This is a genomic window from Pseudomonas sp. Nvir (assembly GCF_963778085.1).
Classification (GTDB): Bacteria; Pseudomonadota; Gammaproteobacteria; order Pseudomonadales; family Pseudomonadaceae; genus Aquipseudomonas; species Aquipseudomonas juntendi.
Window position 1 is genome coordinate 4,618,032 of record NZ_OY970405.1, and the last position, 26,130, is coordinate 4,644,161.

General features: G+C 62.8%; 23 protein-coding genes. 9 read left to right on the top strand and 14 right to left on the bottom strand.

What is annotated here, in order from left to right; translation table 11 throughout:
* Positions 1–80 precede the first annotated feature (80 nt).
* The 3 genes from AACG97_RS22235 (at position 81) to lon (ending at position 6,431) form a co-directional block, all read left to right on the top strand.
* On the top strand, positions 81–1,415 hold the full coding sequence (locus AACG97_RS22235) for a carbohydrate porin (protein ID WP_009681959.1): 1,335 nt from the start codon (positions 81–83) through the stop codon (positions 1,413–1,415).
* A 28-nt stretch (positions 1,416–1,443) separates the two neighbouring features.
* Positions 1,444–3,855: a glucose/quinate/shikimate family membrane-bound PQQ-dependent dehydrogenase gene (locus tag AACG97_RS22240; RefSeq protein WP_009681960.1), complete on the top strand. Its 2,412-nt coding sequence runs from the start codon at positions 1,444–1,446 to the stop codon at positions 3,853–3,855.
* A gap of 155 nt (positions 3,856–4,010) precedes the next feature.
* Positions 4,011–6,431, top strand: coding sequence for an endopeptidase La (gene lon, locus AACG97_RS22245; RefSeq protein ID WP_009681961.1), 2,421 nt, complete (start codon positions 4,011–4,013; stop codon positions 6,429–6,431).
* 375 nt (positions 6,432–6,806) lie between these two features.
* Here lon and AACG97_RS22250 read toward each other — a convergent pair whose 3' ends face one another.
* Entirely contained in the window at positions 6,807–7,802 is a 996-nt protein-coding gene (locus tag AACG97_RS22250) for an IS110 family transposase (RefSeq protein WP_225785937.1), read from the bottom strand.
* Between the two features lie 491 nt (positions 7,803–8,293).
* Here AACG97_RS22250 and AACG97_RS22255 point away from each other — a divergent pair, with 491 nt between their 5' ends.
* The 3 genes from AACG97_RS22255 (at position 8,294) to cmoB (ending at position 10,471) form a co-directional block, all read left to right on the top strand.
* Positions 8,294–8,686 carry a protease inhibitor I42 family protein gene (locus tag AACG97_RS22255; protein WP_009684752.1) on the top strand — a complete coding sequence of 131 codons (393 nt, stop codon included), beginning with the start codon at positions 8,294–8,296 and terminating at the stop codon, positions 8,684–8,686.
* A gap of 88 nt (positions 8,687–8,774) precedes the next feature.
* Positions 8,775–9,518, top strand: coding sequence for a carboxy-S-adenosyl-L-methionine synthase CmoA (cmoA, locus tag AACG97_RS22260; RefSeq protein ID WP_009684753.1), 744 nt, complete (start codon positions 8,775–8,777; stop codon positions 9,516–9,518).
* The gene (gene cmoB / locus AACG97_RS22265; RefSeq protein WP_054882225.1) at positions 9,515–10,471 is read left to right on the top strand and encodes a tRNA 5-methoxyuridine(34)/uridine 5-oxyacetic acid(34) synthase CmoB; all 957 of its coding nucleotides are present in this window, start codon (positions 9,515–9,517) and stop codon (positions 10,469–10,471) included. Before cmoA ends, cmoB begins: the two co-directional genes overlap by 4 nt.
* 242 nt (positions 10,472–10,713) lie before the next feature.
* Here the strand turns inward: cmoB and AACG97_RS22270 are convergent, their stop codons facing one another.
* Complete coding sequence (locus AACG97_RS22270) at positions 10,714–10,917, bottom strand: hypothetical protein (protein WP_009684756.1); 204 nt, start codon at positions 10,915–10,917, stop codon at positions 10,714–10,716.
* 261 nt (positions 10,918–11,178) lie between these two features.
* Between AACG97_RS22270 and AACG97_RS22275 the strand changes: the two genes are divergently transcribed.
* Both AACG97_RS22275 and AACG97_RS22280 read left to right on the top strand, forming a co-directional pair.
* Positions 11,179–11,853 (top strand): heavy metal response regulator transcription factor, encoded by a 675-nt coding sequence (locus AACG97_RS22275; protein ID WP_009684757.1) that lies wholly within the window; start codon positions 11,179–11,181, stop codon positions 11,851–11,853.
* Complete coding sequence (locus AACG97_RS22280; protein WP_009684758.1) at positions 11,850–13,232, top strand: heavy metal sensor histidine kinase; 1,383 nt, start codon at positions 11,850–11,852, stop codon at positions 13,230–13,232. The genes AACG97_RS22275 and AACG97_RS22280 overlap by 4 nt, the downstream gene beginning before the upstream one ends.
* Before the next feature lie 46 nt (positions 13,233–13,278).
* Here AACG97_RS22280 and pdxJ read toward each other — a convergent pair whose 3' ends face one another.
* The 10 genes from pdxJ to rpoE all read right to left on the bottom strand — a co-directional run bounded on the left by pdxJ (position 13,279) and on the right by rpoE (position 23,292).
* Positions 13,279–14,001, bottom strand: a complete 723-nt coding sequence (gene pdxJ, locus AACG97_RS22285; RefSeq protein ID WP_220460431.1) for a pyridoxine 5'-phosphate synthase — start codon at positions 13,999–14,001, stop codon at positions 13,279–13,281.
* A 61-nt stretch (positions 14,002–14,062) separates the two neighbouring features.
* Positions 14,063–14,746 carry a DNA repair protein RecO gene (gene recO, locus AACG97_RS22290; RefSeq protein ID WP_009684760.1) on the bottom strand — a complete coding sequence of 228 codons (684 nt, stop codon included), beginning with the start codon at positions 14,744–14,746 and terminating at the stop codon, positions 14,063–14,065.
* A 165-nt stretch (positions 14,747–14,911) separates the two neighbouring features.
* Positions 14,912–15,814: a GTPase Era gene (gene era, locus AACG97_RS22295; RefSeq protein WP_003252061.1), complete on the bottom strand. Its 903-nt coding sequence runs from the start codon at positions 15,812–15,814 to the stop codon at positions 14,912–14,914.
* Positions 15,807–16,496 (bottom strand): ribonuclease III, encoded by a 690-nt coding sequence (rnc, locus tag AACG97_RS22300; RefSeq protein WP_009684761.1) that lies wholly within the window; start codon positions 16,494–16,496, stop codon positions 15,807–15,809. The genes era and rnc overlap by 8 nt, the downstream gene beginning before the upstream one ends.
* Before the next feature lie 163 nt (positions 16,497–16,659).
* Positions 16,660–17,514: a signal peptidase I gene (lepB, locus tag AACG97_RS22305; protein WP_009684762.1), complete on the bottom strand. Its 855-nt coding sequence runs from the start codon at positions 17,512–17,514 to the stop codon at positions 16,660–16,662.
* Between the two features lie 5 nt (positions 17,515–17,519).
* A complete protein-coding gene (gene lepA / locus AACG97_RS22310) occupies positions 17,520–19,319 on the bottom strand; it encodes a translation elongation factor 4 (protein ID WP_029886108.1) in 1,800 nt (599 codons plus the stop codon).
* A 181-nt stretch (positions 19,320–19,500) separates the two neighbouring features.
* Entirely contained in the window at positions 19,501–20,934 is a 1,434-nt protein-coding gene (locus tag AACG97_RS22315; RefSeq protein WP_029886109.1) for a DegQ family serine endoprotease, read from the bottom strand.
* A 176-nt stretch (positions 20,935–21,110) separates the two neighbouring features.
* Positions 21,111–22,076 (bottom strand): MucB/RseB C-terminal domain-containing protein, encoded by a 966-nt coding sequence (locus AACG97_RS22320; protein WP_009684765.1) that lies wholly within the window; start codon positions 22,074–22,076, stop codon positions 21,111–21,113.
* A gap of 12 nt (positions 22,077–22,088) precedes the next feature.
* A complete protein-coding gene (locus AACG97_RS22325; RefSeq protein ID WP_009684766.1) occupies positions 22,089–22,679 on the bottom strand; it encodes a sigma-E factor negative regulatory protein in 591 nt (196 codons plus the stop codon).
* A 31-nt stretch (positions 22,680–22,710) separates the two neighbouring features.
* Positions 22,711–23,292: an RNA polymerase sigma factor RpoE gene (gene rpoE / locus AACG97_RS22330; RefSeq protein ID WP_003252049.1), complete on the bottom strand. Its 582-nt coding sequence runs from the start codon at positions 23,290–23,292 to the stop codon at positions 22,711–22,713.
* 432 nt (positions 23,293–23,724) lie between these two features.
* Here rpoE and nadB point away from each other — a divergent pair, with 432 nt between their 5' ends.
* Complete coding sequence (nadB, locus tag AACG97_RS22335) at positions 23,725–25,329, top strand: L-aspartate oxidase (RefSeq protein ID WP_047149741.1); 1,605 nt, start codon at positions 23,725–23,727, stop codon at positions 25,327–25,329.
* Here nadB and AACG97_RS22340 read toward each other — a convergent pair.
* Both AACG97_RS22340 and AACG97_RS22345 read right to left on the bottom strand, forming a co-directional pair.
* Entirely contained in the window at positions 25,316–25,780 is a 465-nt protein-coding gene (locus tag AACG97_RS22340; protein WP_047149742.1) for a protein YgfX, read from the bottom strand. The two genes, nadB and AACG97_RS22340, sit on opposite strands and share 14 nt — an antisense overlap.
* A complete protein-coding gene (locus AACG97_RS22345) occupies positions 25,764–26,018 on the bottom strand; it encodes an FAD assembly factor SdhE (RefSeq protein ID WP_009684770.1) in 255 nt (84 codons plus the stop codon). Before AACG97_RS22345 ends, AACG97_RS22340 begins: the two co-directional genes overlap by 17 nt.
* Positions 26,019–26,130: the final 112 nt, after the last annotated feature.

Below are 26,130 nucleotides of genomic sequence, written 5' to 3' on the forward strand. Positions count from 1 at the left end.
CCACGTTGCCACATCCATTGAAAGCCTCGCCTTTCGATGCGCTTGCCGTTTTTTCAATAATCAGAAGATAGCGCTATCTCATGCTCCAACTGCCCAAAACCTGTTACATAGGCGTCGCCCTTGCTGCCTTGGCGACCCCCACCTGCGCCAGCGAAATGTTCGCCAACGACTCCCCGTGGATGCTCGGCGACTGGGGCGGCACCCGCACCCGGTTGCTTGAACAAGGCTACGACTTCACCCTCGGCTACACCGGCGAGATGGGCAGCAACCTGCACGGTGGCTACGACCATGACCGTACCGCGCGCTACAGCGACCAGTTCACCTTTGGCAGCCACCTGGACCTGGACAAGATCCTTGGCTGGCACGACACCGAAGTGCAACTGACCATCACCGAGCGCCACGGCGACAACATCAGCAACGACCGCATCAATGACCCACGCGTGGGTGGCTTTACCTCGGCCCAGGAAGTATGGGGCCGCGGTGAAACCTGGCGGCTGACGCAAATGTGGATCAAGCAGAAGTACTTCGACGGCGCACTGGACGTGAAATTCGGCCGTTTCGGCGAAGGCGAGGACTTCAACAGTTTCCCCTGTGACTTCCAGAACCTGGCCTTCTGCGGCTCGCAGGTGGGCAACTGGGTGGGTGGCATCTGGTACAACTGGCCGGTCAGCCAATGGGCCCTGCGCGTGCGCTACAACCTCAGCCCCACGTTGTACGCGCAGGTTGGCGTGTTCGAACAGAACCCGTCCAACCTCGAGTCAGGTAACGGCTTCAAGCTCAGTGGCAGCGGCACCCAAGGTGCGGTCATGCCAGTCGAACTGGTATGGAGCCCGCGCGTCAAAGGCCTGAAAGGGGAATATCGCGCCGGCTACTACTACAGTAATGCCAAGGCACACGATGTTCTCAAGGACAGCAACGGCCAGCCGGCAGCCCTGAGCGGCGGCGCCTACCGCAGCAGCTCGAGCAAGCATGGCGTGTGGCTCGGCGCCCAGCAGCAGGTGACTGCACTGGCCTCCGACCATTCGCGTGGCCTGAGCCTATTCGCCAACGCAACGATGCACGACAAGAAAACCAATGTCATCGACAACTATGTTCAGGCAGGACTGGTATTCAAAGGGCCTTTCGATGCCCGCGCCAAGGACGACATCGGCTTCGCCCTCGCCCGCGTGCACGTCAACCCTGGCTACCGCAAGAACGCCCGCCTGGCCAACCAGGCAGCCGGCCTTGACGATTACGACAACCCCGGCTTCCTGCCTGTGCAAGACACGGAATACAGCGCCGAGCTGTACTACGGCATTCATGTGGCCAACTGGCTCACGGTCCGCCCGAACCTGCAGTACATCCGCCATCCCGGCGGCGTGTCGCAAGTTGATGGCGCCCTGGTCGGTGGCCTGAAGATCCAAAGCAGTTTCTGAATTTTTTTGACGTGACGGAGAACCTGAAATGAGCACTGAAGGTGCCAACACTGGAAGCCGCTGGCTACCGCGCCTGATTGGCGCGCTGCTGTTGCTGATGGGCCTGGCCCTGCTGGCCGGCGGCATCAAGTTGAGCCAGCTGGGCGGCTCGCTGTACTACCTTGTTGCCGGTATCGGCTTTGCCTTGTCGGGCATTCTGCTGCTGGCCCAACGGCGCATTGCCTTGGGCCTGTACGGCCTGGTGCTGCTAGGCAGCACGGTATGGGCCTTGCTCGAAGTCGGCCTGGACTGGTGGCAACTGGTGCCGCGCCTGGCCATCTGGTTCGCCATCGGCGTGGTCCTGCTGCTACCGTGGGCACGCCGCCCGCTGATCGGCCCCGCCAGCACTGCCAACACGGCGCTGCTCAGCGTGGCCGTGGTGGCCGCAGGCGCCTGCGCCCTGGGCAGCCAGTTCACCCACCCGGGTGAGGTGTTTGGCGAACTGGGCCGCGACAGCAGCGAGATGGCCAGCGCCGCGCCGAGCATGCCGGACGGCGAATGGCAGGCTTATGGCCGTACCGAGCATGGCGACCGTTATTCGCCACTGCGCCAGATCACCCCGCAGAACGCCTACCGCCTGGAAGAAGCCTGGCGCATCCGCACCGGTGACCTGCCGACCGAGAACGACCCGGTCGAGCTGACCAACCAGAACACCCCGCTGAAAGTCAACGGTATGCTGTATGCCTGCACCGCGCATAGCCGCCTGCTGGCACTCGACCCGGACACCGGCGCGGAAATCTGGCGCTATGACCCGCAGGTGAAGAGCCCCACCGGCACCTTCAAAGGCTTTGCCCACATGACCTGCCGCGGGGTTTCGTATTATGACGAGAACCGCTACGTCAGCCGCGACGGCAGCCCGGCCCCGAAAATCAGCGACGCCGGCCAAGCCGTGGCGCAGGCCTGCCCGCGCCGCCTGTATCTGCCCACCGCAGATGCGCGCCTGATCGCCATCAACGCCGACAACGGCAAGGTCTGCGAAGGCTTCGCCAACCAGGGTGTGATCGACCTGACAACCGGCATCGGCCCGTTCACCGCCGGCGGCTATTACTCCACCTCGCCCGCGGCCATTACCCGCGACCTGGTGATCATCGGCGGCCATGTCACCGACAACGAGTCCACCAACGAGCCGTCTGGCGTCATCCGCGCCTACGACGTGCACGACGGCCACCTGGTGTGGAACTGGGACAGCAACAACCCGGAAGACACCAAGCCGTTGGCCCCCGGCAAGATGTACAGCCGCAACTCGGCCAACATGTGGTCGATCGCCAGTGTCGACGAAGACCTCGGCATGATCTACCTGCCGCTGGGTAACCAGACCCCAGACCAGTGGGGCGCTGACCGCACCCCAGGCGCCGAGAAGTACAGCGCAGGTGTGGTAGCCCTGGACCTTGCGACCGGCAAGGCCCGCTGGAACTACCAGTTCACCCACCACGACCTGTGGGACATGGACGTCGGCAGCCAGCCGACGCTGGTGCACCTGAAGACCGACGATGGCGTGAAACCGGCGATCATCGTGCCGACCAAGCAGGGTAGCCTGTATGTGCTCGACCGCCGCGACGGTACGCCAATCGTGCCGATCCGTGAAATCCCCACCCCGCAAGGTGCGGTGAAAGGCGACCACACTTCGCCGACCCAGGCCCGTTCCGACCTCAACCTGCTGGGCCCGGAACTGACCGAACAAGCCATGTGGGGCGCCACCCCGTTCGACCAGATGCTGTGCCGCATCCAGTTCCGCGAACTGCGCTACGAGGGCCAGTACACCCCACCGTCGGAGCAGGGCTCGCTGGTCTACCCAGGCAACGTAGGCGTATTCAACTGGGGCAGCGTATCGGTCGACCCGGTGCGCCAGTTGCTGTTCACCTCGCCCAACTACATGGCATTCGTGTCGAAGATGGTGCCGCGTGAACAGGTTGCCGAGGGCAGCAAGCGCGAAAGCGAAACCAGCGGCGTGCAGCCGAACACCGGTGCCCCGTATGCCGTGACCATGCACCCGTTCATGTCGCCCCTGGGCGTGCCGTGCCAGGCCCCGGCCTGGGGCTACGTGGCCGCCATCGACCTGTTCACCAACAAAGTCGTGTGGAAGCACAAGAACGGCACCACCCGTGACAGCACACCCGTGCCGATCGGCCTGCCGGTTGGCGTGCCCAGCATGGGCGGCTCGATCGTGACCGCAGGCGGCGTCGGTTTCCTCAGCGGGACCCTCGACCAGTACCTGCGCGCCTACGACGTGAACAACGGCAAGGAACTGTGGAAAGCCCGCCTGCCAGCGGGTGGCCAAGCCACCCCGATGACCTACACCGGCAAGGACGGCAAGCAATATGTGCTGGTGACCGCGGGCGGGCATGGCTCGCTGGGTACGCGGATGGGCGATTACATCATCGCTTACAAACTGGCTGAATAAGCTGCAAGTCACAAGCTACAAGCCGCAAGTAAAAGCGGGGCCAATGCGGTCCCGCTTTTTTCTTGCAGCTTGCAGCTTGCACCTTGCAGCTTGAAACTTGAAACCCAATCCCCTGCGCCCCATCTAAGCACCATAGTCATTCACGCAGGTGCCCCATGAGCGACCAGCAGGATTTCCCGGAACACCCCGACGAACACAGCGAAGTCGAGCACACCACCCCCCAGGCCCAAGCCGGCCACGCCCTCGCCCTGCCCGGCCAACAACTGCCGGACAAGGTCTATGTGATTCCGATCCACAACCGCCCGTTCTTCCCGGCCCAGGTACTGCCTGTGATCGTCAACGAAGAGCCCTGGGCGGAGACCCTTGATCTGGTCGCCAAGTCCCCTGACCACTGCCTGGCCCTGTTCTTCATGGACACGCCGGCAGAAGACCACCGCCACTTCGATACCTCGGCATTGCCGCAATACGGCACGCTGGTCAAGGTGCACCATGCCAGCCGTGAAAACGGCAAGCTGCAGTTCGTGGCCCAAGGCCTGACCCGGGTGCGTATCCGTACCTGGCTCAAGCATCACCGCCCGCCCTATCTGGTCGAAGTGGAATACCCGCGCCAGCCCGCCGAGCCTACCGACGAGGTCAAGGCCTACGGTATGGCCCTGATCAACGCGATCAAGGAACTGCTGCCGCTCAACCCGCTTTACAGCGAAGAGCTGAAGAACTACCTCAACCGCTTCAGCCCTAACGACCCGTCGCCGCTCACCGACTTCGCCGCCGCGCTGACCTCGGCTACCGGCGGCCAGTTGCAGGAAGTGCTGGACTGCGTGCCCATGCTCAAGCGCATGGAAAAAGTGCTGCCCATGTTGCGCAAGGAGGTCGAAGTCGCCCGCCTGCAAAACGAGATTTCGGCCGAGGTGAACCGCCAGATTGGCGAGCATCAGCGCGAGTTCTTCCTCAAGGAACAGCTCAAGGTCATTCAGCAGGAGCTGGGCCTGACCAAGGACGACCGCAGTGCCGACCTGGAGCAGTTCGAGCAGCGCCTGGAAGGCAAGACCCTGCCCGAGCAGGCGCGCAAACGCATCGATGAAGAAATGGGCAAACTGGCCATTCTGGAAACCGGTTCGCCCGAATACGCCGTTACCCGCAACTACCTGGAATGGGCCACTGCCCTGCCATGGGGCATCCACGGCAAGGACAAGCTCGACCTCAAGCACGCGCGCAAGGTACTCGACCAACACCATGCAGGCCTCGACGACATCAAGGAACGCATCCTCGAGTTCCTCGCCGTTGGCGCCTGGAAGGGCGAGATCAGCGGCTCGATCGTGCTGCTGGTGGGCCCGCCCGGCGTGGGCAAGACCAGTATCGGCAAGTCGATTGCCGAGTCGCTCGGCCGACCGTTCTACCGCTTCAGCGTCGGCGGCATGCGTGACGAGGCCGAGATCAAGGGTCACCGCCGCACCTACATCGGCGCCCAACCCGGCAAGCTGGTGCAGGCGTTGAAGGATGTCGAAGTGATGAACCCGGTCATCATGCTCGACGAGATCGACAAGATGGGCCAGAGCTACCAGGGCGACCCGGCCTCGGCGCTGCTGGAAACCCTCGACCCGGAACAGAACGTCGACTTCCTCGACCACTACCTGGACCTGCGCCTGGACCTGTCGAAAGTGCTCTTCGTATGTACCGCCAACACCCTGGACTCGATCCCCGGCCCGTTGCTGGACCGCATGGAAGTGATCCGCCTGTCCGGCTATATCACCGAAGAAAAACTGGCCATCGCCAAGCGCCACCTGTGGCCCAAGCAGTTGCAAAAGGCCGGGGTGGCCAAGGCCAGCCTGAGCATCAGCGACAGCGCGCTGCGCACGGTGATCGAGGGCTACGCCCGAGAGGCCGGGGTGCGCCAGCTGGAAAAGCAATTGGGCAAGCTGGTGCGCAAGGCGGTGGTCAAGCTGCTGGAAAACCCGGACGCCAAGCTGAAAATCGGCACCAAGGACCTGGAGGCCGCACTCGGCATGCCGGTGTTCCGCAGCGAGCAAGTACTGGCGGGCAAAGGTGTGATCACGGGCCTGGCCTGGACCAGCATGGGCGGCGCGACCTTGCCGATCGAGGCAACCCGCATCCACACCCTCAACCGCGGCTTCAAGCTGACTGGCAAGCTGGGCGATGTGATGAAGGAATCGGCCGAGATCGCCTACAGCTACGTCAGCTCCAACCTCAAGCAGTTCGGGGGTGACCCCGGTTTCTTCAACGAAGCCTTCATTCACCTGCATGTGCCTGAAGGGGCCACCCCCAAGGACGGGCCGAGCGCTGGCATCACCATGGCCAGTGCCCTGCTGTCGCTGGCCCGCAACCAGGCACCGAAGAAGGGGGTGGCCATGACCGGCGAACTTACCCTCACCGGCCAGGTGCTGCCCATTGGCGGGGTGCGCGAGAAAGTGATCGCGGCACGGCGGCAGAAGATCTTCGAATTGATCTTGCCAGAGCCTAACCGCGGGGACTTCGAGGAACTGCCGGACTACCTGCGTGAAGGTTTGACGGTGCATTTTGCCAAACGCTTTGCCGACGTGGCGAAAGTATTGTTCTGACAGGCCCTGGGCTAATGCCAGTCAGTTAAGCCTGAGTGGCAGCCATTGGGCTGCTTCGCAGCCCATCGCCGGCAAGCCGGGCTCCCACAGGGGCAGTGCAGACCTCAAGCTTTGCGCGGTACCTGTGGGAGATTCTATGGTTTCTGGCAAGGGTAGCCGGAGCATCTTCAGCGCCTGTGAGATCGAGCGCCGCCCGCGCGGCGCAATCGCGAGCTGCGCTCGCTCCTACGTTTGTTTCGGGCCAGTAACGCCTGTGACAGGCGCGCGCGGCCGCCTTGTTTGTACGGCGCGATATTGAGGCATGCACCAAGGCGTTCGCGCGCAAATCCCACAGGAATAATTGGCCCGAAACAAACGTAGATACTCTGTTGGCGGTCAAGCTTTTCTGAGGTGTTCAGAGCTGAAAAGCTTGGTCGTATCAAATGGCTCATCTCCGCTCATGCACGCCCAGATACCTGTCAGGTACTTGCGCATGACAGCGGCGATCGCTTGCATTTTTTTCTTGCCCCTGCTGATCAGCGACTCATAAAAGGCCTTCGCATAAGGATCGCAGCGCACTGCCGTCAGCGCAGGCATGTACATGGCTGCCCGTAAATAGGCATTCCCGCTTTTGCCGAGCCGACCAGGTTTATCAATGCTTGTTCCAGACTGTGTTTGTCGAACATCAAGGCCAGCATGACGAGCGACCTGAGAGGACTTGAGCGTTTCGGGCAACGTGGTCAGCTCAGCCAGGGCGGCCAGCGCCGAGACCTCTCCAATCCCAGGGCCTGCGAGGAGTTGCTCGTACTGTCGAGTTAGCCTTGGACACTGGGCGATTAACTCGCGCCCTGCCTTACGAAAGCGCTCGATTCGATTACTTAGTGAAGCAATCTCTTCTTCTTGATCCTCGATCAACATTGAGGCAGTCGTGGCGGTCGCCTGCAATGAATGCAGCTCATTCTTCGCCCTGATACGGTGTCCCACCAAACGATTGATGTGCCGGCCAAGGCCTCTGAGTTCAAGCTGTACAGTGCTTGGAGGTGTCCACAAACGCGGGGTCATACGCTCCCCGTACTCGGACAGCAGCTGAGCATCTATTGCGTCAGTCTTGCTGTTCACCAGCATCAGTTTGGCGAAGTTGTGGAAGCTCTTGGGGTTGATCACGGAAACAGGTAGGTCAGCAGCGTGCAGCTCAATGGCCAAGTCCAGGTAATAGATCCCGGTCGCCTCCATCACGATCGACGTAGGCTTGAGCGCCTGCAGCTTTTTCACCGCAGCCTTGCGACCGGCAGGGGTTTGAGCGATATCCCACTGACCGGCAGTGCGGCCATCTTTACGCACCCCAACGACCGAAGTCCGTGAGCCGATATCGAGGCCAACCCAGACACTCATTCTTCCCTCTCCCAAGCGAATTAGGTAACAATGGCCTCCGGTTCCCCGACCTCGAACTTCATGCCGCTGCAACCTTGTAATGCGAAGTCCGACTTGTCGGCTTCTCGATACTCTTCGTGGTGGGCAATGAGGCGGGGGGCCTCTCTACGTACAAGGTCAGGGGCAAACCCTGCCTTCAGGAGCGATCGGCCTCCCCGGAAGTGCTTCTTCAGCCTGACGAGAATAACTTCTCCCGCCAGGCCAGTCACAACATACAAGGAGCGAGCGCAGCTCGCGATTGCGCCGCGCGGGCGGCGCTCGCTCTAACAGGCGCTGCCATACCTTGTGGCAAACACCTGTCAGCCCTGACGCGATCCCTGTGGGAGCCCGGCTTGCCTGCGATGGGCCGCACAGCGGCCCCAACCGCTTGACTGACCGGCATCAGGCACAAGCCCCACAAATTTCCTTGATCATCGGTTATCCTCAGGCCATCGCCAGCCTCCGGAGCCAACATGACCGCCCCTCGTCTGCTCGTTCCCCTGAGCTTCGCCCTGCTGGGCGCCTGCGCCCAGCAACCCACTCAACCCGTCGAACTGGACGCCGAAAGCGAGTGCCCCATCCGCCTGCAGGTTGGCCAGAACCTCACGCTGAGCCTGCCCAGCAACCCCTCTACCGGCTACCGTTGGCGTGTGCAGGACCCGGCAGCCGGTGTACTGCACAGCCTTGGCCCCGAGGTCTACAGCGCGCCAGACGACACAGGCATGGTCGGCAGCTCGGGCTTGTCCACCTGGCGCTACCAGGCCCACGCCCGGGGTGAAGGCAAGCTGGTGCTGGTCTACCAGCAGCCTTGGGCCACCGACGTCGCGCCCGTGCAAACCTTCGATTGCGCCCTTCGGGTCAACTGAGCTGCAGCGCCGGTCAGCCAATCATGCATCCAGGCCGCGGTTTGGCTAGAATGCCGCCCTTGCCTACCACCCGCAGCCTGGATCCGCCGTGAGCAAACAACCCGACCGCCTTTTTGCCCAACCCCTGGAGCAAGTGCCCGACTTCGTCTTCAACGAGGACGTGGTGCGCGTGTTCCCAGACATGATCAAGCGCTCGGTGCCGGGGTATCCAACCATCGTGGAAAACCTCGGTGTGCTGGCCGCACGCTTTGCCCAGCCGCATACCGCCCTCTACGACCTGGGCGCATCGCTGGGTGCGGTCACCCAGTCGCTGCGCCGGCATGTGCGCAGCGATGGCTGCCGGGTGATCGCGGTCGACAACTCCGCCGCCATGGTCGAGCGCTGCCGCCAGTACCTCACCGCCCAGGACTCAATGTTCCAGGAGCTGTTGCCGGTACAGGTGCTCGAAGCCGATATCCTCGCTCTCCCTTTCGAGCCCGCCTCGGTGGTGGCGATGAACTTCACCCTGCAATTCATCGCCCCCGACCAACGCCTGGCACTGCTTGCCCGCATCCGCCAGGCACTGCTGCCCGGCGGTGCGTTGATCCTGTCGGAAAAACTGCGCTTCGCCGATGAACAAGCCCAGGACCTGCTCAATGAGCTGCACCTGGACTTCAAGCGGGCCAACGGTTACAGCGAACTCGAAATCGCCCAGAAACGCAGCGCCATTGAAAATGTGATGCGCCCCGATACCCTCGAAACCCACCAGGAGCGCCTGCTTGCCGCCGGCTTCTCAAAAGTGGTGCCGTGGTTCCAATGCCTTAACTTCGCCTCGTTGATAGCCCTGCCATGATCGATCTGTCTCCCCTGGTCCGCCGCCTGGCGGGTACCCCCCTGGCTTCCTGGTCGCAAGGCCTGCAAGCGCAACTGCAAGCCAAGCTGGAAAAGGGCCACGGTGACCTGGACCGCTGGCGCGGTGCGCTGGAAGCCTTGCCCGCCGTGCAACCGAGTGAAGTCGACCTGGTCAACGGCCTGCGCCTGGACTGCGACTGCGACGCGGCCACCCGTGCACAGATGCGCCAGGCCTTGATGGGCCTGTCACCTTGGCGCAAAGGCCCGTTCGACCTGTTCGGCGTGCACGTCGACACCGAATGGCGTTCCGACTGGAAGTGGTCTCGCGTTGCCCCCCACCTGGATCTCAAGGGCAAACGTGTGCTCGATGTCGGTTGTGGCAACGGCTACTACCAGTGGCGCATGCTCGGTGCGGGCGCCGACATGGTGATCGGCGTCGACCCCAACTGGCTGTTTTTCTGCCAGTTCCAGGCGGTGCAGCAATACCTGCCGGAACTGCCCGCCTGGCACCTGCCTTTCGCGCTCGAAGAACTGCCGGCCAACCTGGAAGGGTTCGATACGGTGTTTTCCATGGGCGTGTTCTACCACCGCCGCTCGCCCATCGAGCACCTGCTGGCGCTGAAGGACTGCCTGGTCAAAGGGGGGGAGCTGGTACTGGAAACCCTGGTGGTCGAGGGTGATGAAAACCAGGTGCTGGTGCCCGAAGACCGCTACGCACAGATGCGCAATGTCTGGTACCTGCCTTCGGTACCGGCGTTGGCGCGCTGGTTGCGCCGTGCCGGCTTCAGCGACGTACGCTGCGTCGACGTGAGTGTGACCAGCATTGAAGAGCAGCGCAGCACCGACTGGATGCGTTACCAGTCCTTGGCTGACTTCCTCGACCCGAACGACCACAGCAAGACCATCGAAGGCCTGCCCGCACCACGCCGGGCCACCCTGCTGGCGCGCAAATAAAAAAAACGCCCATGGGGGTAATGCCTGTCAGTTAAGTAATTTGGGGCCGCTTTGCGACCCTTCGCGGGCACGCCCGCTCCCACAGGGGATCGCGCATTTCTTGAGTTCAGCGCCCTGTGGGGGCGGGCGTGCCCGCGAAGGGCTGCAAAGCAGCCCCATTAACGCTTAACTGACAGGCATTACCCATGCGGGCGCCTGAAGACAGCAACGCCGGGGAGCAGTGCCGGCGCCGCTGCTGCGACTCAATCCTTGGCCACCTCACGGGCCTTCTCTTGCGCCTTGCGCTCGCGCTCGGCCACGGCCTGCTGCTTGTCGCCGTGCAGGCGCTGCTGGTCTTCGCGGAACGCTTGCCAGAACTGCCTGGAGCGCTCCGCACCGCCCTCGGCGTAGACACTGGCGCTGCCCAGGGCAAGGGTGGCCAACAGTAGGTATTTGGTCAGGTTCATCGGGGTTGCCTCGTGGTAGCCGATCAGTCAGGCCATGGTCGCAGGGGCTGGCTAACAGCAAGGTGAGGCGCGGATTACAGTCCTGCAATGTGCCGGCGCAATCGCCATGCCGGCGCCGCAACGGACAGCCAGATAACACCCGCATTACAAATCCGTTATCTACGCCTCGGCCGCTAACGCATGCCGTAACATCCTGCGCCTTGACCCTGATGTCACTACAGGGTCGAGAATCGCCCCCTTTTCACCACACCGAGCCAACCCATGCGCCTACTGATCATCGAGGACGAGCTGCGTACCGCCGATTACCTGCAGCAAGGGCTGCGCGAAAACGGCTATGTGGTCGACTGCGCCCATACCGGCACCGACGGCCTGCACCTGGCACGCCAGCACCCGTACGACCTGGTCATCCTCGACGTCAACCTGCCCGAGCTCGATGGCTGGACCGTGCTTCAGCGCCTGCGTGCCGAATCGGCGACGCGCATCATGATGCTGACCGCCCATGGCCGCCTGGCCGACCGGGTAAAGGGCCTGGACCTGGGCGCCGATGACTACCTGCTCAAACCCTTTGAGTTCCCTGAACTGCTGGCGCGCATTCGCAGCCTGCTGCGCCGCAACGACCAGCAACTGCAACCCAGTACCCTGCGGGTCGCCGACCTTGAGCTGGACCCGGGCCGCCACCGCGCCTATCGCGCCGGGCAACGCATCGACCTGACCGCCAAGGAATTCGCCCTGCTCCACCTGCTGATGCGCCAGACCGGTGAAGTGCTGTCGCGCACGCAGATCATCTCACTGGTGTGGGACATGAATTTCGATTGCGACACCAATGTGGTAGAGGTCTCGATCCGGCGCCTGCGCGCCAAGATCGACGACCCGTTCGACACCAAACTGATCCATACCCTGCGCGGTGTCGGCTACGTGCTGGAGGCGCGTTTTTGAAGACTACCAGCCTTTCTTTGCGCCTGGGGCTTAGCGTCACGCTGATGGGCGCTGCACTGGTGCTGTTGCTGGCCTGCCTGGCCGTGTTCGCCCTGGATCACGAGCTGGACAGCCGCGCACGCAAGGACCTGGCGCGCAAGATGCTGCAGGTCGAGCACAACCTGCGCGTCGATCTGCGCAGCGAGGACTTGGGCACCAGGGTCCACCCCCTGCTCGACCTGGTGATGGGGCACGACAACCTCAGCCTCAGCGTACTGGCGCAGGAAAGCCGCCACCCGCACCTGCTCAGCCTGGGGCCGGCACTGGACTCGCGCGTCGCTGAGCTGCCCACCGACGAACGCCTGGCCTTTCACGCCTGGCGCGACAGCAGCGGCAACCAGATCCTGACCGTCAGCCGGTTGATGCGCCTGCGTGACAACACCCCGGTCAAGGTGCTGATGTCGCTCAACCGCGCCGACGATAACGCCCTGTTGCAGGCGTACCTGCACTCAACCCTGCTGGCGCTGCCGCTGCTGCTGCTGCTGATTGGCGCGGGGGCCTGGTGGCTGATGCAGCGCGGCCTCAAGCCCCTGCGACATTTTCGGCGCATCGCTGGCCAGGTTTCGGCCCAGGACCTGCAGCATCGCCTGCCCGCCAGCGGCCTGCCACTGGAACTGGCTGAACTCGCGCGCAGCATCAACGTGATGCTCGACCGCCTTGACCAGGGTGTCAGCCAGCTCGCGCAGTTCTCCGACGACTTGGCGCACGAACTGCGTACCCCCTTGAGCAACCTGATGGGCAAGGCCCAGGTGACCCTGGCGCGCGAACGGGAGAACGCCAACTACCGGGAGGTGCTGGAAGACAGTATCGAGGAGCTGACCCGGCTCAACCGCATCATCAATGACATGCTGTTTCTTGCCCAGGTCAGCCAACCGCAAACCCAGGTGGCGCTCAAGCCCTTGGCGTTGGCCGACGAGACTGCCCGGGTAGTCGAGCTGTTCGCCTACAGTGCCGAGCTCAAAGGCGTAGCGCTGCGGGTGCAGGGTTGGGGCACGGCGTTGGGCGACCGGTTGATGGTTCAACGGGCGCTGTCGAACCTGTTGAGCAATGCCATACGGCACAGCCCTGAGGGTGAACCGGTCGACTTGCATATCCAGCGTACAGGCAACGAAATACGGCTATCTGTGCAGAACCGTGGCCCAGGCATCGCTGCGGCTGAGCAGCCACAGCTGTTCGAACGCTTTTACCGGGTAGGTTCGGGGCGCTCGCGGTTGGAGGGCGGGACCGGCTTGGGGCTGGCGATCGTCAAATCGATCATGCAACTGCACGGCGGGCGGGTTGAGGTGAGCAGCAGCCCCTTGGGGCCGACCCGCTTCACGCTGGTGTTTCCTGCCGAGTGATCGGCCGCCTGTACCCGCGAATAGGCCGGTACAGGCAACTGACAGATCAGCGCGAAGCCGCGACGATCAACGCCTTCATCTCGGCCACTGCAGCCTTGAAGCCCACGAACAGGGCATGCGCCACCAATGCGTGGCCAATGTTCAGCTCATTGATACCCTTGATCGCCGCCACAGCCTCGACGTTGTGGTAATGCAGGCCATGGCCGGCATTGACGATCAGCCCCTGACCCACGCCAAACGCCACACCGTCGACAATGCGCCGCAGCTCATCGGCCACCTCGGCTGGGGTTTGCGCGTCGGCATAGCGCCCGGTGTGCAGCTCGATGGCGGGGGCGCCGACCCGGCGTGAGGCCTCGATCTGCCGCTCGTCAGCATCGATGAACAGCGACACTTCGGCGCCAGTGCGTGCCAGGCGTTCCACCGCCGCCTTGATCCGTGCCTCCTGCCCGGCCACGTCCAGGCCACCTTCGGTGGTCAGCTCCTGACGGGTTTCAGGCACCAGGCAAATGTGCGCCGGGCGAATTTTCTCGGCAAAGGCCATCATCTCTTCGGTGACGCCCATTTCGAAGTTCATGCGCGTCTGCAGCACGTCCTTGAGCAGCACCACGTCGCGCTCCTGAATGTGCCGGCGATCTTCGCGCAGGTGCACGGTAATGCCATCGGCGCCTGCTTCCTCGGCATCCAGGGCAGCCTTGACCGGGTCAGGGTAACGCGTGCCGCGGGCCTGGCGCAGGGTTGCCACGTGGTCGATGTTGACGCCAAGAAGCATGCGGTTGCTGTGAGTCACGAAAGGCTCTCCTGAAGATTGAGGCCCACAGCATACGTCGTGATCAGCGCTTGCGAAACAGTTCCCGGCTGACCAGTGGCTTGCCGCCCAGGTGAACGGCCAGGGCCTGGCGCATCAGGCGCTTGGCGGCGAGCAAGGCACCGTCCGCGCTCCAATCGGCTTGCGCCAGGGCCAGCAGCTCGGTGCCGCGGAACAAGCCGGGTTGCACCAGCTCGACCCGTTCCAGGCCTGCGTCCACGCGCAAGCGGTACAGGCCATCGGCGGCAATGGGGTAGTCGTTGACGTCCTGGCTCAGGGAAAACGCGTAACCAAGCTCATCGAGCAGCCGCCATTCGAACGAACGCAGCAGCGGCTCCAGCGGGCGCCCCTCGGCCAAGGCCTGCAGGGTGAGTGCGTAGTGCTCGAAAAGGGCCACGAATGGCGCCTCGGCAGGCAGCAGGCGCATCAGCAACTCGTTGAGGTACAGCCCGCTGAACAGTGCATCGCCATGCAACCAGGCGGCGATGCCGGCGCTGTCCATGCGCCCGACATTCTTCAGCTCGCCACGCCCGCGCAGTTCGAGCTCCAGCGGCACGAACGGCCGTACCAGGCTGCCACCCTTGCCGCGCGCACGGCGCAGTACCGCGCGCATGCGGCCCTGCGGGGTAAAAAAGTCCACCAGCGCACTGGTTTCCTTGTAGGCGCGGCTGTGCAGCACATAGGCTGGCTGGCCGACAGGTTGTTCCATGGGAGATCACTCGTTCCCTGTAGCCAGGAAAACCGCACAGTGGGGCGGCTGTGCAGCCCATCGCCGGCAAGCCACACACCGACCGCATCGCACCCAGGGCTTGTGCAGCACCTGTGGCAACTGGCTTGCCGGCGATGGGCCGCACCGCGGCCCCAACAGTATGGCTTACAGGTCGCCGTAACCCAGCGAACGCAACGCGCGCTCATCGTCGGACCAGCCACCTTTCACCTTGACCCACAGGTTGAGCATGACCTTGGAGTCGAACAGCACTTCCATGTCTTTGCGCGCCTCGGAGCCGATGCGCTTGATGCGCTCGCCCTTGTCGCCAATGATGATCTTTTTCTGGCCATCGCGCTCAACCAGGATCAGCGCGTGGATGTGCAGCACGTGCCCCTGCTGCTTGAATTCCTCGATCTCCACGGTGATCTGGTAAGGCAACTCGGCCCCCAGCTGGCGCATGATCTTCTCGCGCACCAGTTCGGCCGCCAGGAAACGGCTGCTGCGGTCGGTGATCTGGTCTTCCGGGAAGAAATGGTCATTTTCCGGCAGGTGCTTGGCGATCTGCGCTTCCAGCGCCTCGAGGTTATGGCCCTGCTGCGCAGAAATCGGCATCACCTCGGCGTTCGGCAATTGCTCCTGCAGCCATTGCAAGTGCGGGATCAGCTCGGCCTTCTCTTCCATGCGGTCGGTCTTGTTGACCGCGATGATCAGCGGCCCGGTCACGTACTGCACGCGCTCCAGCACCAGTTGGTCCTCGTCGGTCCACTTGGTACGGTCGACCACGAAGATCACCACATCGACGTCTTTCAAGGCCGCCGAAGCATTGCGGTTCATGTAGCGGTTCAGGGCCTTGTCGTTGGCCTTGTGCATGCCAGGGGTATCGACGTAGATCGCCTGCACATCACCTTCGGTCTTGATGCCGAGCATGTTGTGGCGGGTGGTCTGCGGCTTGCGCGAGGTAATCGCCAGCTTCTGGCCGAGGATGTGGTTGAGCAGGGTCGACTTGCCCACGTTCGGGCGGCCGACAATGGCTACATAGCCGCAGCGGGTCGGGTTGCTATCAGTCATTGCCATTCTCCACGCCCAGGGCGATCAGTGCAGACGCAGCGGCAACTTGCTCGGCAATACGCCGGCTAACGCCTTGGCCACGGCTCTTGTTGTTCAGCAGCACCACTTCGCATTCGACGAAAAAGGTGCGGCAGTGCGGCTCGCCCTGGATATCCACCACTTCGTAGCGCGGCAGCTCGCAGCTGCGCGACTGCAGGAACTCTTGCAGGCGGGTTTTCGGGTCCTTGTTGGTGTCGACCAGGGTCAGGCCCTCGAACTCATTGGCCAGCCAGGCCAGCACGCGCTCGCGGGCGGTTTCCATGTCGGCGTCCAGGTAAATGGCGCCAATCAGTGCTTCCAGCGCATCGGCAAGGATCGACTCGCGGCGAAAACCACCGCTCTTGAGCTCGCCGGACCCCAGGCGCAGGTACTCACCAAGGTCGAAGCCACGGGCCAGGCGGGCCAGGGTTTCGCCCTTGACCAGCCGCGCCCGCAGGCGCGACAGCTGGCCTTCGCGGGCCTGCGGAAAACGCTCGAACAGCGCTTCACCGGCGACGAAGTTGAGAATGGCGTCACCCAGGAACTCCAGGCGCTCGTTGTTGCGCCCGGCGTAACTGCGATGGGTCAGCGCCAGGAGCATCTGGTCCTGGTTCTTGAAGGTGTAGCCGAGCTTTCGCTCCAGACGGGCAAGGGAAGCACTCATGCGGCCACCCGTTGGTTATTTAACGCGTTGTTCAAATCAACATCCTGAAAGACTGTTTGGCTGTGGCCCGCCGCGCGATGTGCGGCGAATCTCCCGATCCCTGAGAACACAGCCTATGTCAGAAATGCATTCGGCGCTGTCTGCTGAACAGCGCCGATGGGTATCAATGGATCAAACCGACCCGCGACAGGTTGGGCAGGTGGCTGAGCTTGGGTTCCGGCCAGCTCATCCATACCGCGAAGGCCTTGCCGACGATGTTCCGGTCCGGAACCATGCCGTGCAGCTCCTTGGGAATGTTCGGGTCATCCCAGAAACGGCTGTCGTTGGAGTTGTCGCGGTTGTCGCCCATCATGAAGTAGTGGCCTGCCGGCACGGTCCATTGCTGGTCCGGCGGCATGCGATAGCGGCTCATTTCCTTGCGGATCAGGTGTTCGGTCTCGCCCAGCTTTTCCTTGTACAGCGTGGCGCTGCCCAAGGTGCCCGGCTCGCTACCTACCAGCTGTTCGGCAACCGGCTGGCCGTTGACGAACAGGCGCTTGTCGTTGGTATAACGCACCACATCGCCTGGCAGGCCGACCACCCGCTTGATGTAGTTGACGTTCGGGTCGCTCGGGTAACGGAACACCATGACGTCGCCGCGCTGCGGGTCACCCACTTCGATGACCTTCTTGTCGATCACCGGCAGGCGAATGCCATAGGAGAACTTGTTCACCAGGATGAAATCGCCCACTTCCAGAGTGGGTTTCATCGACCCCGAAGGGATCTGGAACGGCTCGACCAGGAACGAGCGCAGTACCAGTACGATGAACAGCACCGGGAAGAACGACTTGCCGTACTCGACCAGCAACGGTTCCTTGTTCAGGCGCTCGACCACCGCCATTTCAGGCTGGCTTACGCTGCCCTGATAGTTGGCAATTGCCGCACGCCGGCGCGGGGCCAGGAACAGCAAGTCGATCAAGCCCAGCAAACCGCAGACGAATACGGCAATGACCAGCAACAGCGGGAAATTTAGCGACATAGGACCTAGCTATCCAACCTGAGCACGGCGAGGAAGGCTTCCTGTGGAATTTCCACGTTGCCCACCTGTTTCATGCGTTTCTTACCGGCCTTCTGCTTCTCCAGCAGTTTCTTCTTACGGCTGACGTCACCACCGTAGCACTTGGCCAGTACGTTCTTTCTGAGCGCCTTGACGGTTGTCCGGGCAATGATCTGGCCGCCAATGGCTGCCTGGATCGCCACGTCGAACATCTGCCGAGGGATCAGTTCCTTCATCTTCTCGGTCAACGCACGGCCTTTGTAGGCCGCGTTGTCGCGGTGCACGATCAATGCCAGGGCATCGACCTTGTCGCCGTTGATCAGCACGTCCAGCTTGACCAGGTTGGCCGACTGGTAGCGATCAAAATGGTAATCCAGCGAAGCATAGCCGCGGCTGGTGGATTTGAGGCGGTCGAAGAAGTCCAGCACCACTTCGTTCATCGGCATGTCATAGCGCACCTGCACCTGGCTGCCGAGGAACTGCATGTCGCGCTGCACACCACGCTTCTCGATGCACAAGGTGATCACGTTACCCAGGTGCTCCTGCGGCACCAGAATGGTCGCGGTCACGATCGGCTCGCGGAAGTCGGCCACGGCTGAAACATCCGGGAGCTTGGACGGGTTGTCGACGACAATAGTTTCGCCGGTTTTCAACTCCAGCTCGTAGATCACGCTGGGTGCGGTGGTGATCAGGTCCAGGTCGTACTCGCGCTCCAGGCGCTCCTGGATGATCTCCATGTGCAGCATGCCGAGGAAGCCGCAACGGAAACCGAAGCCCAGTGCATCGGAGCTTTCCGGCATGTACTGCAGCGACGAATCGTTCAGGGTGAGCTTCTGCAGGGCATCGCGGAAGTCTTCGAAGTCGTCGGAGCTGACCGGGAACAGGCCTGCGTAGACCTGCGGCTGGATTTTCTTGAAGCCTGGGAGCACTTCGACCTCGGGGGTCGAGGACAAGGTCAGGGTGTCGCCTACCGGGGCACCGTGAATGTCCTTGATGCTGGCGATGATGAAGCCCACTTCACCGGCTTTCAGGTCGGCGGTCTGGGTGTGTTTCGGGGTGAACACCCCCACGCTGTCGACCAGATGCACCTTGCCGGTGGACTTGACCAGGATCTTGTCGCCCTTCTTGACGCGCCCCTGGCGCACGCGCACCAGCGAGACCACGCCCAGGTAGTTGTCGAACCAGGAGTCGATGATCAGCGCTTGCAGCGGCGCATCGATTTCGCCCACGGGCGCCGGGATCGAGTGCACCAGGCGCTCGAGCACCTCGTCCACGCCCATGCCGCTCTTGGCACTGCAGGCCACGGCGTCAGTGGCGTCGATACCGATGATTTTCTCGATTTCGTCCTTGACGCGGTCCGGGTCGGCCTGGGGCAGGTCCATCTTGTTGAGGACCGGCATGACCTCCAGGCCCTGCTCGATGGCGGTGTAGCAGTTGGCTACCGACTGGGCCTCTACACCCTGGCCGGCGTCGACCACCAGCAGTGCGCCTTCACAGGCTGCCAGCGAGCGCGAGACTTCGTAGGTGAAGTCGACGTGGCCGGGGGTGTCGATGAAGTTCAGCTGGTAGATCTTGCCGTCCTGCGCCTTGTAGTGCAGCGTGACGCTGTGGGCCTTGATGGTAATACCGCGTTCGCGCTCCAGGTCCATGGAGTCCAGTACCTGGGCTTCCATTTCGCGAGCCGTCAGGCCACCGCACATCTGGATGAAACGGTCGGCCAGCGTCGACTTGCCATGGTCGATGTGGGCGATGATGGAGAAATTGCGGATATGACTCAAATCACTCACGGGTCAACACTCGAAAAGGCTGCGAGCCGGACGCCCGCCGAAAAATAGCCGGGCATTGTACCTTAAGCTGTTCGCAGATGGGAGATTCCTCTGCCCGACTGTACACAACTACCCGCCAGTCAATTGTGAATATTCATGAAAAAGGGCAGCCGAAGCTGCCCTTTTCGCCCCACCTGGCCGCTTATTCAGCGAGCTTGAAGGTGATGAAGCTGGCACGGCCCTGACGCAGCACGCGCATCGACACCGAGCGGTTCTTCGGCAGTTCCTTGGCGATTTCGGTGAATTCCTTGGCCGAGCCGATGGCCTGGTTGTTCAGGTGGCTGATGACGTCACCCGGGCGCAGGCCGATGAGCGCTGCCGGACCATCCTGGACTTCCTTGATCACCACGCCGCCCTTGAGCTCGAGGGATTTTTTCTGCTCGGCGGTCAGGTCGGCGACCGCGACACCCAGGCGGTTGCTGCTGCGCTCGGTGCTGCCGTCGGCACCGGCGGTGATGTCGGCGTCGTCGTCCGGCATGGCGCCCACGGCCACGTCCAGGGTCTGGCGCTTGCCGTTGCGGATGATTTCCAGCTTGGCTTTCTCGCCATCCTTGAGGCTGCCGACCAGGTGCGGCAGGTCGGCCGACATGACGATCGGCTGGCCGTTCATGCTCAGGATCACGTCACCCACCTGCAAGCCACCCTTGGCGGCCGGGCCGTTTTCCAGCACCTGGGCTACCAGGGCGCCGGCCGGCTTGTCGAGGCCGAAGGATTCGGCCAGGTCCTTGTTGACCTCCTGAATCACCACGCCCAGCCAGCCGCGGCTGACTTTGCCGTCTTTCTTCAACTGGTTGGAAACGTCGAGCGCCACATCGATCGGGATGGCGAACGACAGGCCCATGAAGCCGCCCGAACGGGTGAAGATCTGCGAGTTGATACCCACCACTTCGCCCTTCATGTTGAACAGCGGACCACCGGAGTTACCCGGGTTGATGGCCACGTCGGTCTGGATGAACGGCACATAGGTATCGTTGGGCAGGGTGCGGCCCTTGGCGCTGACGATGCCCTTGGTCACCGAATGGTCGAAGCCGAACGGCGAACCGATGGCCAATACCCACTCGCCCACCTTGAGCTTCTCGGAGTCACCCAGTTTCACGGTGGGCAGGTTCTTGCCATCGACCTTGAGCAAGGCCACGTCGGTACGGGGATCGGTGCCGATCAGCTTGGCCTGCAGCTCACTGCGGTCCGACAGGCGGACGATGATCTCGTCGGCATCGGCGACCACATGGTTGTTGGTCAACACATAGCCATCGCTGGAAATGATGAAGCCAGAGCCCAGCGACATGGCCTCACGCTGGCGATCGCCACGGGGCGAGCGCGGCTGTTGCGGCATGTTGCGCTCGAAGAATTCGCGGAACATCGGCGGCAGGCCTTCCAGGTCCGGCATCTGGCCCTGGGCGACGCGGCGGTCCGGCAGCTTCTGCTTGGTGCTGATGTTGACCACCGCGGGCGAGGCCTGCTCGACCAGCGTGGTGAAGTCCGGCAGGGCTTCGTCGGCCTGGGCGGTGAGCGCCTGGCCGAGCATCAGCACGGTGGCGACCATCATTAGGTAGGATTTCAAGCGTGGTATTGACATACGGCTCCCGTCACAACGAGCGGTAGTTAGAAAGGCCCCTGCACAAAACAGGAAAGGCCAGGCTCCTGAAAGCCTGACCTATAGAAAATTTGCCGCAGGATTGCAAATGACAATGCTTTAATTTCATTTCAGGCGCATGCCCGGCTGCCTTTGGCACGGCCCGCAAACGGGCACCATTACTGGCGTGCCTGGGCATCCTGAGGTCGCATGGACAGGGCAACACGCTCTGCCGTACCCAGGGGGATTTCACCGACGACCGTCACCATGACCTTGCCCTTGGGCGTATTCAGGCGACGCGAAACCGCCGACGTCGGCCCAAGCTGGGTGCGCACATCGTTACCACCGTCATCCTTGACCGGCTCGAGGAACACCGAGAAGCGCGCCAGGCCATCGTCGTACATCAGGCTACTGACCGAGCTGCCAAGCTTGGGGTCGCGGTGCACGGTGCTGTTGACCAGTTCGAAGCCCGGCGGCAACCAGTCCGAACGCCAGGCGGCGATGTTGTCACTGCTGACCGAGGCCACATGCTGCACAGGCTTGCAGGCGGCGCTTGGCTGCAGGTCGCTGTCGCTGGGCAGGTCATCGGTATCGAGACGGGTCATCTGGAAGCGTTCCAGCAACTGCCCCTTGTCGTTGAGCATCAAGGAGCGCAGCGGCAGGCCGGTCTTGCGGTCCAGGTGCAATTCGAAGGCATAGCGGTGCTGGTCGCGCGGCGTGAGCGTCACAATCACCGCGTCACGCCCGGCCACGCGTGACTTGCCCGCCACGCTCAGGTCGTACCAACCCATGAGCTTAAGGGGATCAAGCACACGCGGTGCAGTATCTGGAGGGCTGGTAACCCCGCTGGCCAAGGCGCCGCTGACACACGCCACCTTGCCATCCACGCGCACGATTTCCTCGGCTGCGCCGTCGAGCTGCAATAGCCGCTCGCTGACCTTGCCGCCTTCTACCCTGTGCCAGATATCGTGGGAAGAAAAACTACCGTTGCGTTCGTAGACGAAAGCGCCTTGGTAGCTCTGTTTTTGCTCGGCCTGTGCCAGCTTGTTCAGCCATTCACTCGCCTCGGGCGAAGAATTGGCTGCCAACGCTGGCACCGTCATGCAGCTGCCAACCAGCAGCGTCAGGAGAGGTAGCGCGCGCATGAGCCTCCTTACTTAACGGTTTTCCAGGCTGGCAGCGCGGGCATACGGCAGTGCAGTTTCAGTACCCTTGAGCGCAGACTCCTGAGCATGCTGGCGCAGGTAACCTGGCAGACGCTGGTCCCAGCCGGCCTGGTTCTGCAGCACACCGTTGGCCATTGGCCCGGTCGGTTGCTCGCTGCTCTCGGTGTAACCTGCCAATACTGCAGGGCCCTGTGCTTGTGGCACGCTCACGCCCTGCTGGACCGGCTGCTGGGCAGCCAGCTCGGCACCGGTGATCTCGTCCTGGTTGTACATGCGCACACCCGCCAGCACGGCCACGGTGACCGAAGCAGCCACAGCCAGGCGGCCGATGCTGCGCCACGGGCCCTTGTTGGCCTTGGCCGGCACGGCTTCATCGGCCAGCGCCGCAGACACCGCCGAGGCGATATCCAGGTTGGGCAGCAGCAACTCCTTGTGCATGGCTGCGCGGGCTACCTGGTAACGGGACCAGGTGGCACGGGTTTCGGCTTCGTCGACGGCGTTCAACACCCGACGCAATTCCAGTTCGTCCGCTTCGTTATCCATTACCGCGGACAGCGATTCCTGCAAAGCTTCACGACTCATGGCGGTTCCTCTCTTGGCTGTCGCCGCTGTCTCAGGTTTCCTGCAACAACGGTTGCAGGGCTTTGTCTATGGCCTCCCGAGCGCGGAAGATTCGAGAGCGCACGGTACCCACCGGACATTGCATGACACTGGCAATGTCTTCGTAACTCAGGCCATCGAACTCACGCAGGGTAAGCGCCGTGCGCAGGTCTTCGGGCAGTTGCTGGATGGTGCGATGGACGGTGCCTTCGATCTCATCCCGCAACAACGAGCGCTCTGGAGACTCAAGATCCTTGAGGCCATGATCGCCGTCGTAAAACTCCGCATCCTCGGAGCTGACATCGCTGTCTGGCGGCCGTCTTCCACGGGACACCAGGTAGTTCTTCGCCGTGTTGATGGCGATGCGGTACAGCCACGTGTAAAACGCACTGTCGCCGCGGAAATTGCCAAGTGCACGGTAGGCCTTGATAAAGGCTTCCTGCGCAACATCCTGGGCCTCGTGGGTATCGTGAACGAACCGCACGATCAACCCGAGAATCTTGTGCTGATACTTCAGCACCAACAGATCGAACGCTCGCCTGTCGCCGCGCTGCACGCGCTCGACAAGTTGCTGATCCTCTTCCTGGGTTAGCATGAACACTCCTCAGTGAACTCGAAGGAGCGTTGCAACAGCCATCGCTCAGGCTTGCAACCATAGACTCGGGCTTTTCGCAAAAGTTCTCCCCTCCAAGCAAGTTTCCTGCAGCCCTTGGTCGGCTTGCACGGAAGACGAGGCACGGTCATCGCCGGCTTCGTCGATAATCAGGTTACGTGTACGCAGGGACAGCCGGGACAGGCCTGCCGCCCTGCGTCGCCGCGGCAATTTGTGGCGTGCGGGCAACCTTCATAGGATTTCCGGCCATGTCGGAAAGTTCCCACAAAGGTTGGCCACGCTGGCAGCTGGCATGGAAATTGGCCACCGGGGGCTGCTATAAAGGCAGCCCGGTCGAGCGAACAATAGTTTCACTATGCCACCTGCGCGTGGCTATTGTGCCGCGCCCCCTCCAAAGATTACTAGTGTCCCGACATGAGCCAACAATTCCAACATGATGTCCTGGTGATCGGCAGCGGTGCCGCCGGTCTCAGCCTGGCACTCAACCTCCCCAGCCACCTGCGCATCGCCGTGCTGAGCAAGGGCGACCTGGCCAATGGCTCGACCTTCTGGGCCCAGGGCGGTGTCGCTGCGGTGCTGGACAATACCGACACAGTGCAGTCGCATGTGGAGGATACCCTCAATGCCGGCGGCGGCCTGTGCCATGAAGACGCCGTACGCTTCACGGTCGAACACAGCCGCGAGGCCATACAGTGGCTGATCGAACAAGGCGTACCGTTTACCCGCGACGAGCACTACAGCGTCGACGATGGCGGCTTCGAGTTCCACCTTACCCGTGAGGGCGGCCATAGCCACCGGCGGATCATCCACGCCGCCGATGCGACCGGTGCCGCCATTTTCACCACGCTGCTCAAGCAGGCCCGCTCGCGCCCGAATATCGAGCTGCTGGAACAGCGCGTGGCAGTCGACCTGATCACCGAGCGGCGCCTGGGCCTGCCTGGCGAGCGCTGCCTGGGCGCCTATGTGCTCAACCGCAACACTGGTGAGGTCGACACCTTCGGGGCACGCTTCACCGTGCTGGCCACTGGCGGCGCGGCCAAGGTCTACCTGTACACCAGCAACCCCGACGGCGCGTGTGGCGATGGCATTGCCATGGCCTGGCGGGCCGGTTGCCGGGTGGCGAACCTGGAGTTCAACCAGTTCCACCCGACCTGCCTGTATCACCCGCAGGCCAAGAGCTTCCTGATCACCGAGGCCCTGCGTGGCGAGGGCGCCCTGCTGCGCCTGCCCAATGGCGAGCGTTTCATGCCACGTTTCGACCCGCGCGAGGAACTGGCGCCCCGCGATATCGTCGCCCGCGCCATCGACCACGAAATGAAGCGCCTGGGTGTGGACTGCGTGTACCTGGACATCACCCACAAGCCAGCCGAGTTCATCAAGGGCCACTTCCCCACCGTGTACGAGCGGTGCCTGGCGTTTGGCATCGACATCACCCGCCAGCCGATTCCGGTGGTGCCTGCCGCGCACTACACCTGCGGCGGGGTAATGGTCGACGACCGCGGCCACACCGATGTGCCGGGCTTGTACGCGATTGGCGAAACCAGTTTCACGGGCCTGCATGGCGCCAACCGCATGGCCAGCAACTCACTGCTGGAGTGCTTTGTGTATGGCCGCGCCGCGGCTGCCGACATCGAGGCCAACCTGCAGCAGGTGAGCATGCCAAGGGCTCTGCCGGGTTGGGACGCCAGCCAGGTGACCGATTCGGACGAGGACGTGATCATCGCGCACAACTGGGACGAGTTGCGGCGGTTCATGTGGGACTACGTGGGGATCGTGCGCACCAGCAAGCGCCTGCAGCGGGCGCAGCACCGCATTCGGTTGCTGCTGGATGAAATCGACGAGTTCTACAGTAACTACAAGGTCAGCCGCGACCTGATCGAACTGCGCAACCTGGCACAGGTGGCCGAGCTGATGATCCTGTCGGCGATGCAGCGCAAGGAGAGCCGCGGCTTGCATTACACCCTGGACTACCCGGGCATGCTGGACGAAGCAAAGGACACGGTGCTCAGCCCGACCTGAGCGCTGCAGCGCCCCAGCGCCGCCGGCTGAATTTCAACCGCACCCGCAACCGCCGATGCTCATCCGCGCCCAGGGCATCCGGCGGTACACACTGGCTTTGCCCCAACCAGCGCCCGGCGCGCTCAATGCGCACCACCACCAACCCAGGCAGGGCCATGCTGTCCCGGCACAGCCGCACCGGCTGCCAGCCACCACCACGGGTGTACACCTGCCAGCCGCGCACATCACGGCGCAAGCCGGTAACGGCCTGTTCATGGGTCAACAGAATACGGCGGGGAAGCGCCCAGGCAGCGTGGGCAAGGCAGGCAATGATGAGGGTAAACGCCAGCCAGGCTGGCAGCGCGCTTGCCCACGCGGCAAGCCAGGCTACCCCCTGGCATGCCAGGTAGACCGCCAGCAGCCGGCGCGAGCCCTGCCAGCGGCACTCATAACACTCACTTGGGCTGGACACGGTCCAGAATGATGCGGACCATGCGCTGCAACTCCGGGTCTTCAGACTCGGTGCGCTCCATGAACCAGCCGAACATGTCCTGATCCTCGCAGCTCAACAGGCGCACGTACAGTTCGCGGTCGGCCTCGTTGAGGGTGGGGTAGACTTCCTGGGTGAAAGGCACCAGCAGCACGTCCAGTTCCAGCATGCCGCGGCGGCTGTGCCAGAACAGCCGGTTGAGTTCAGTTTGTTCGACCATGGGGCCCTCCTCGAATGGCCCGCCAGTATACAGCCAGGCGAGCGCAGCGGCACCGGGCGTTGGTCTACTCACCTACCTATTTTGTTACCGGCGTTCTATGATGGCCGCCAGT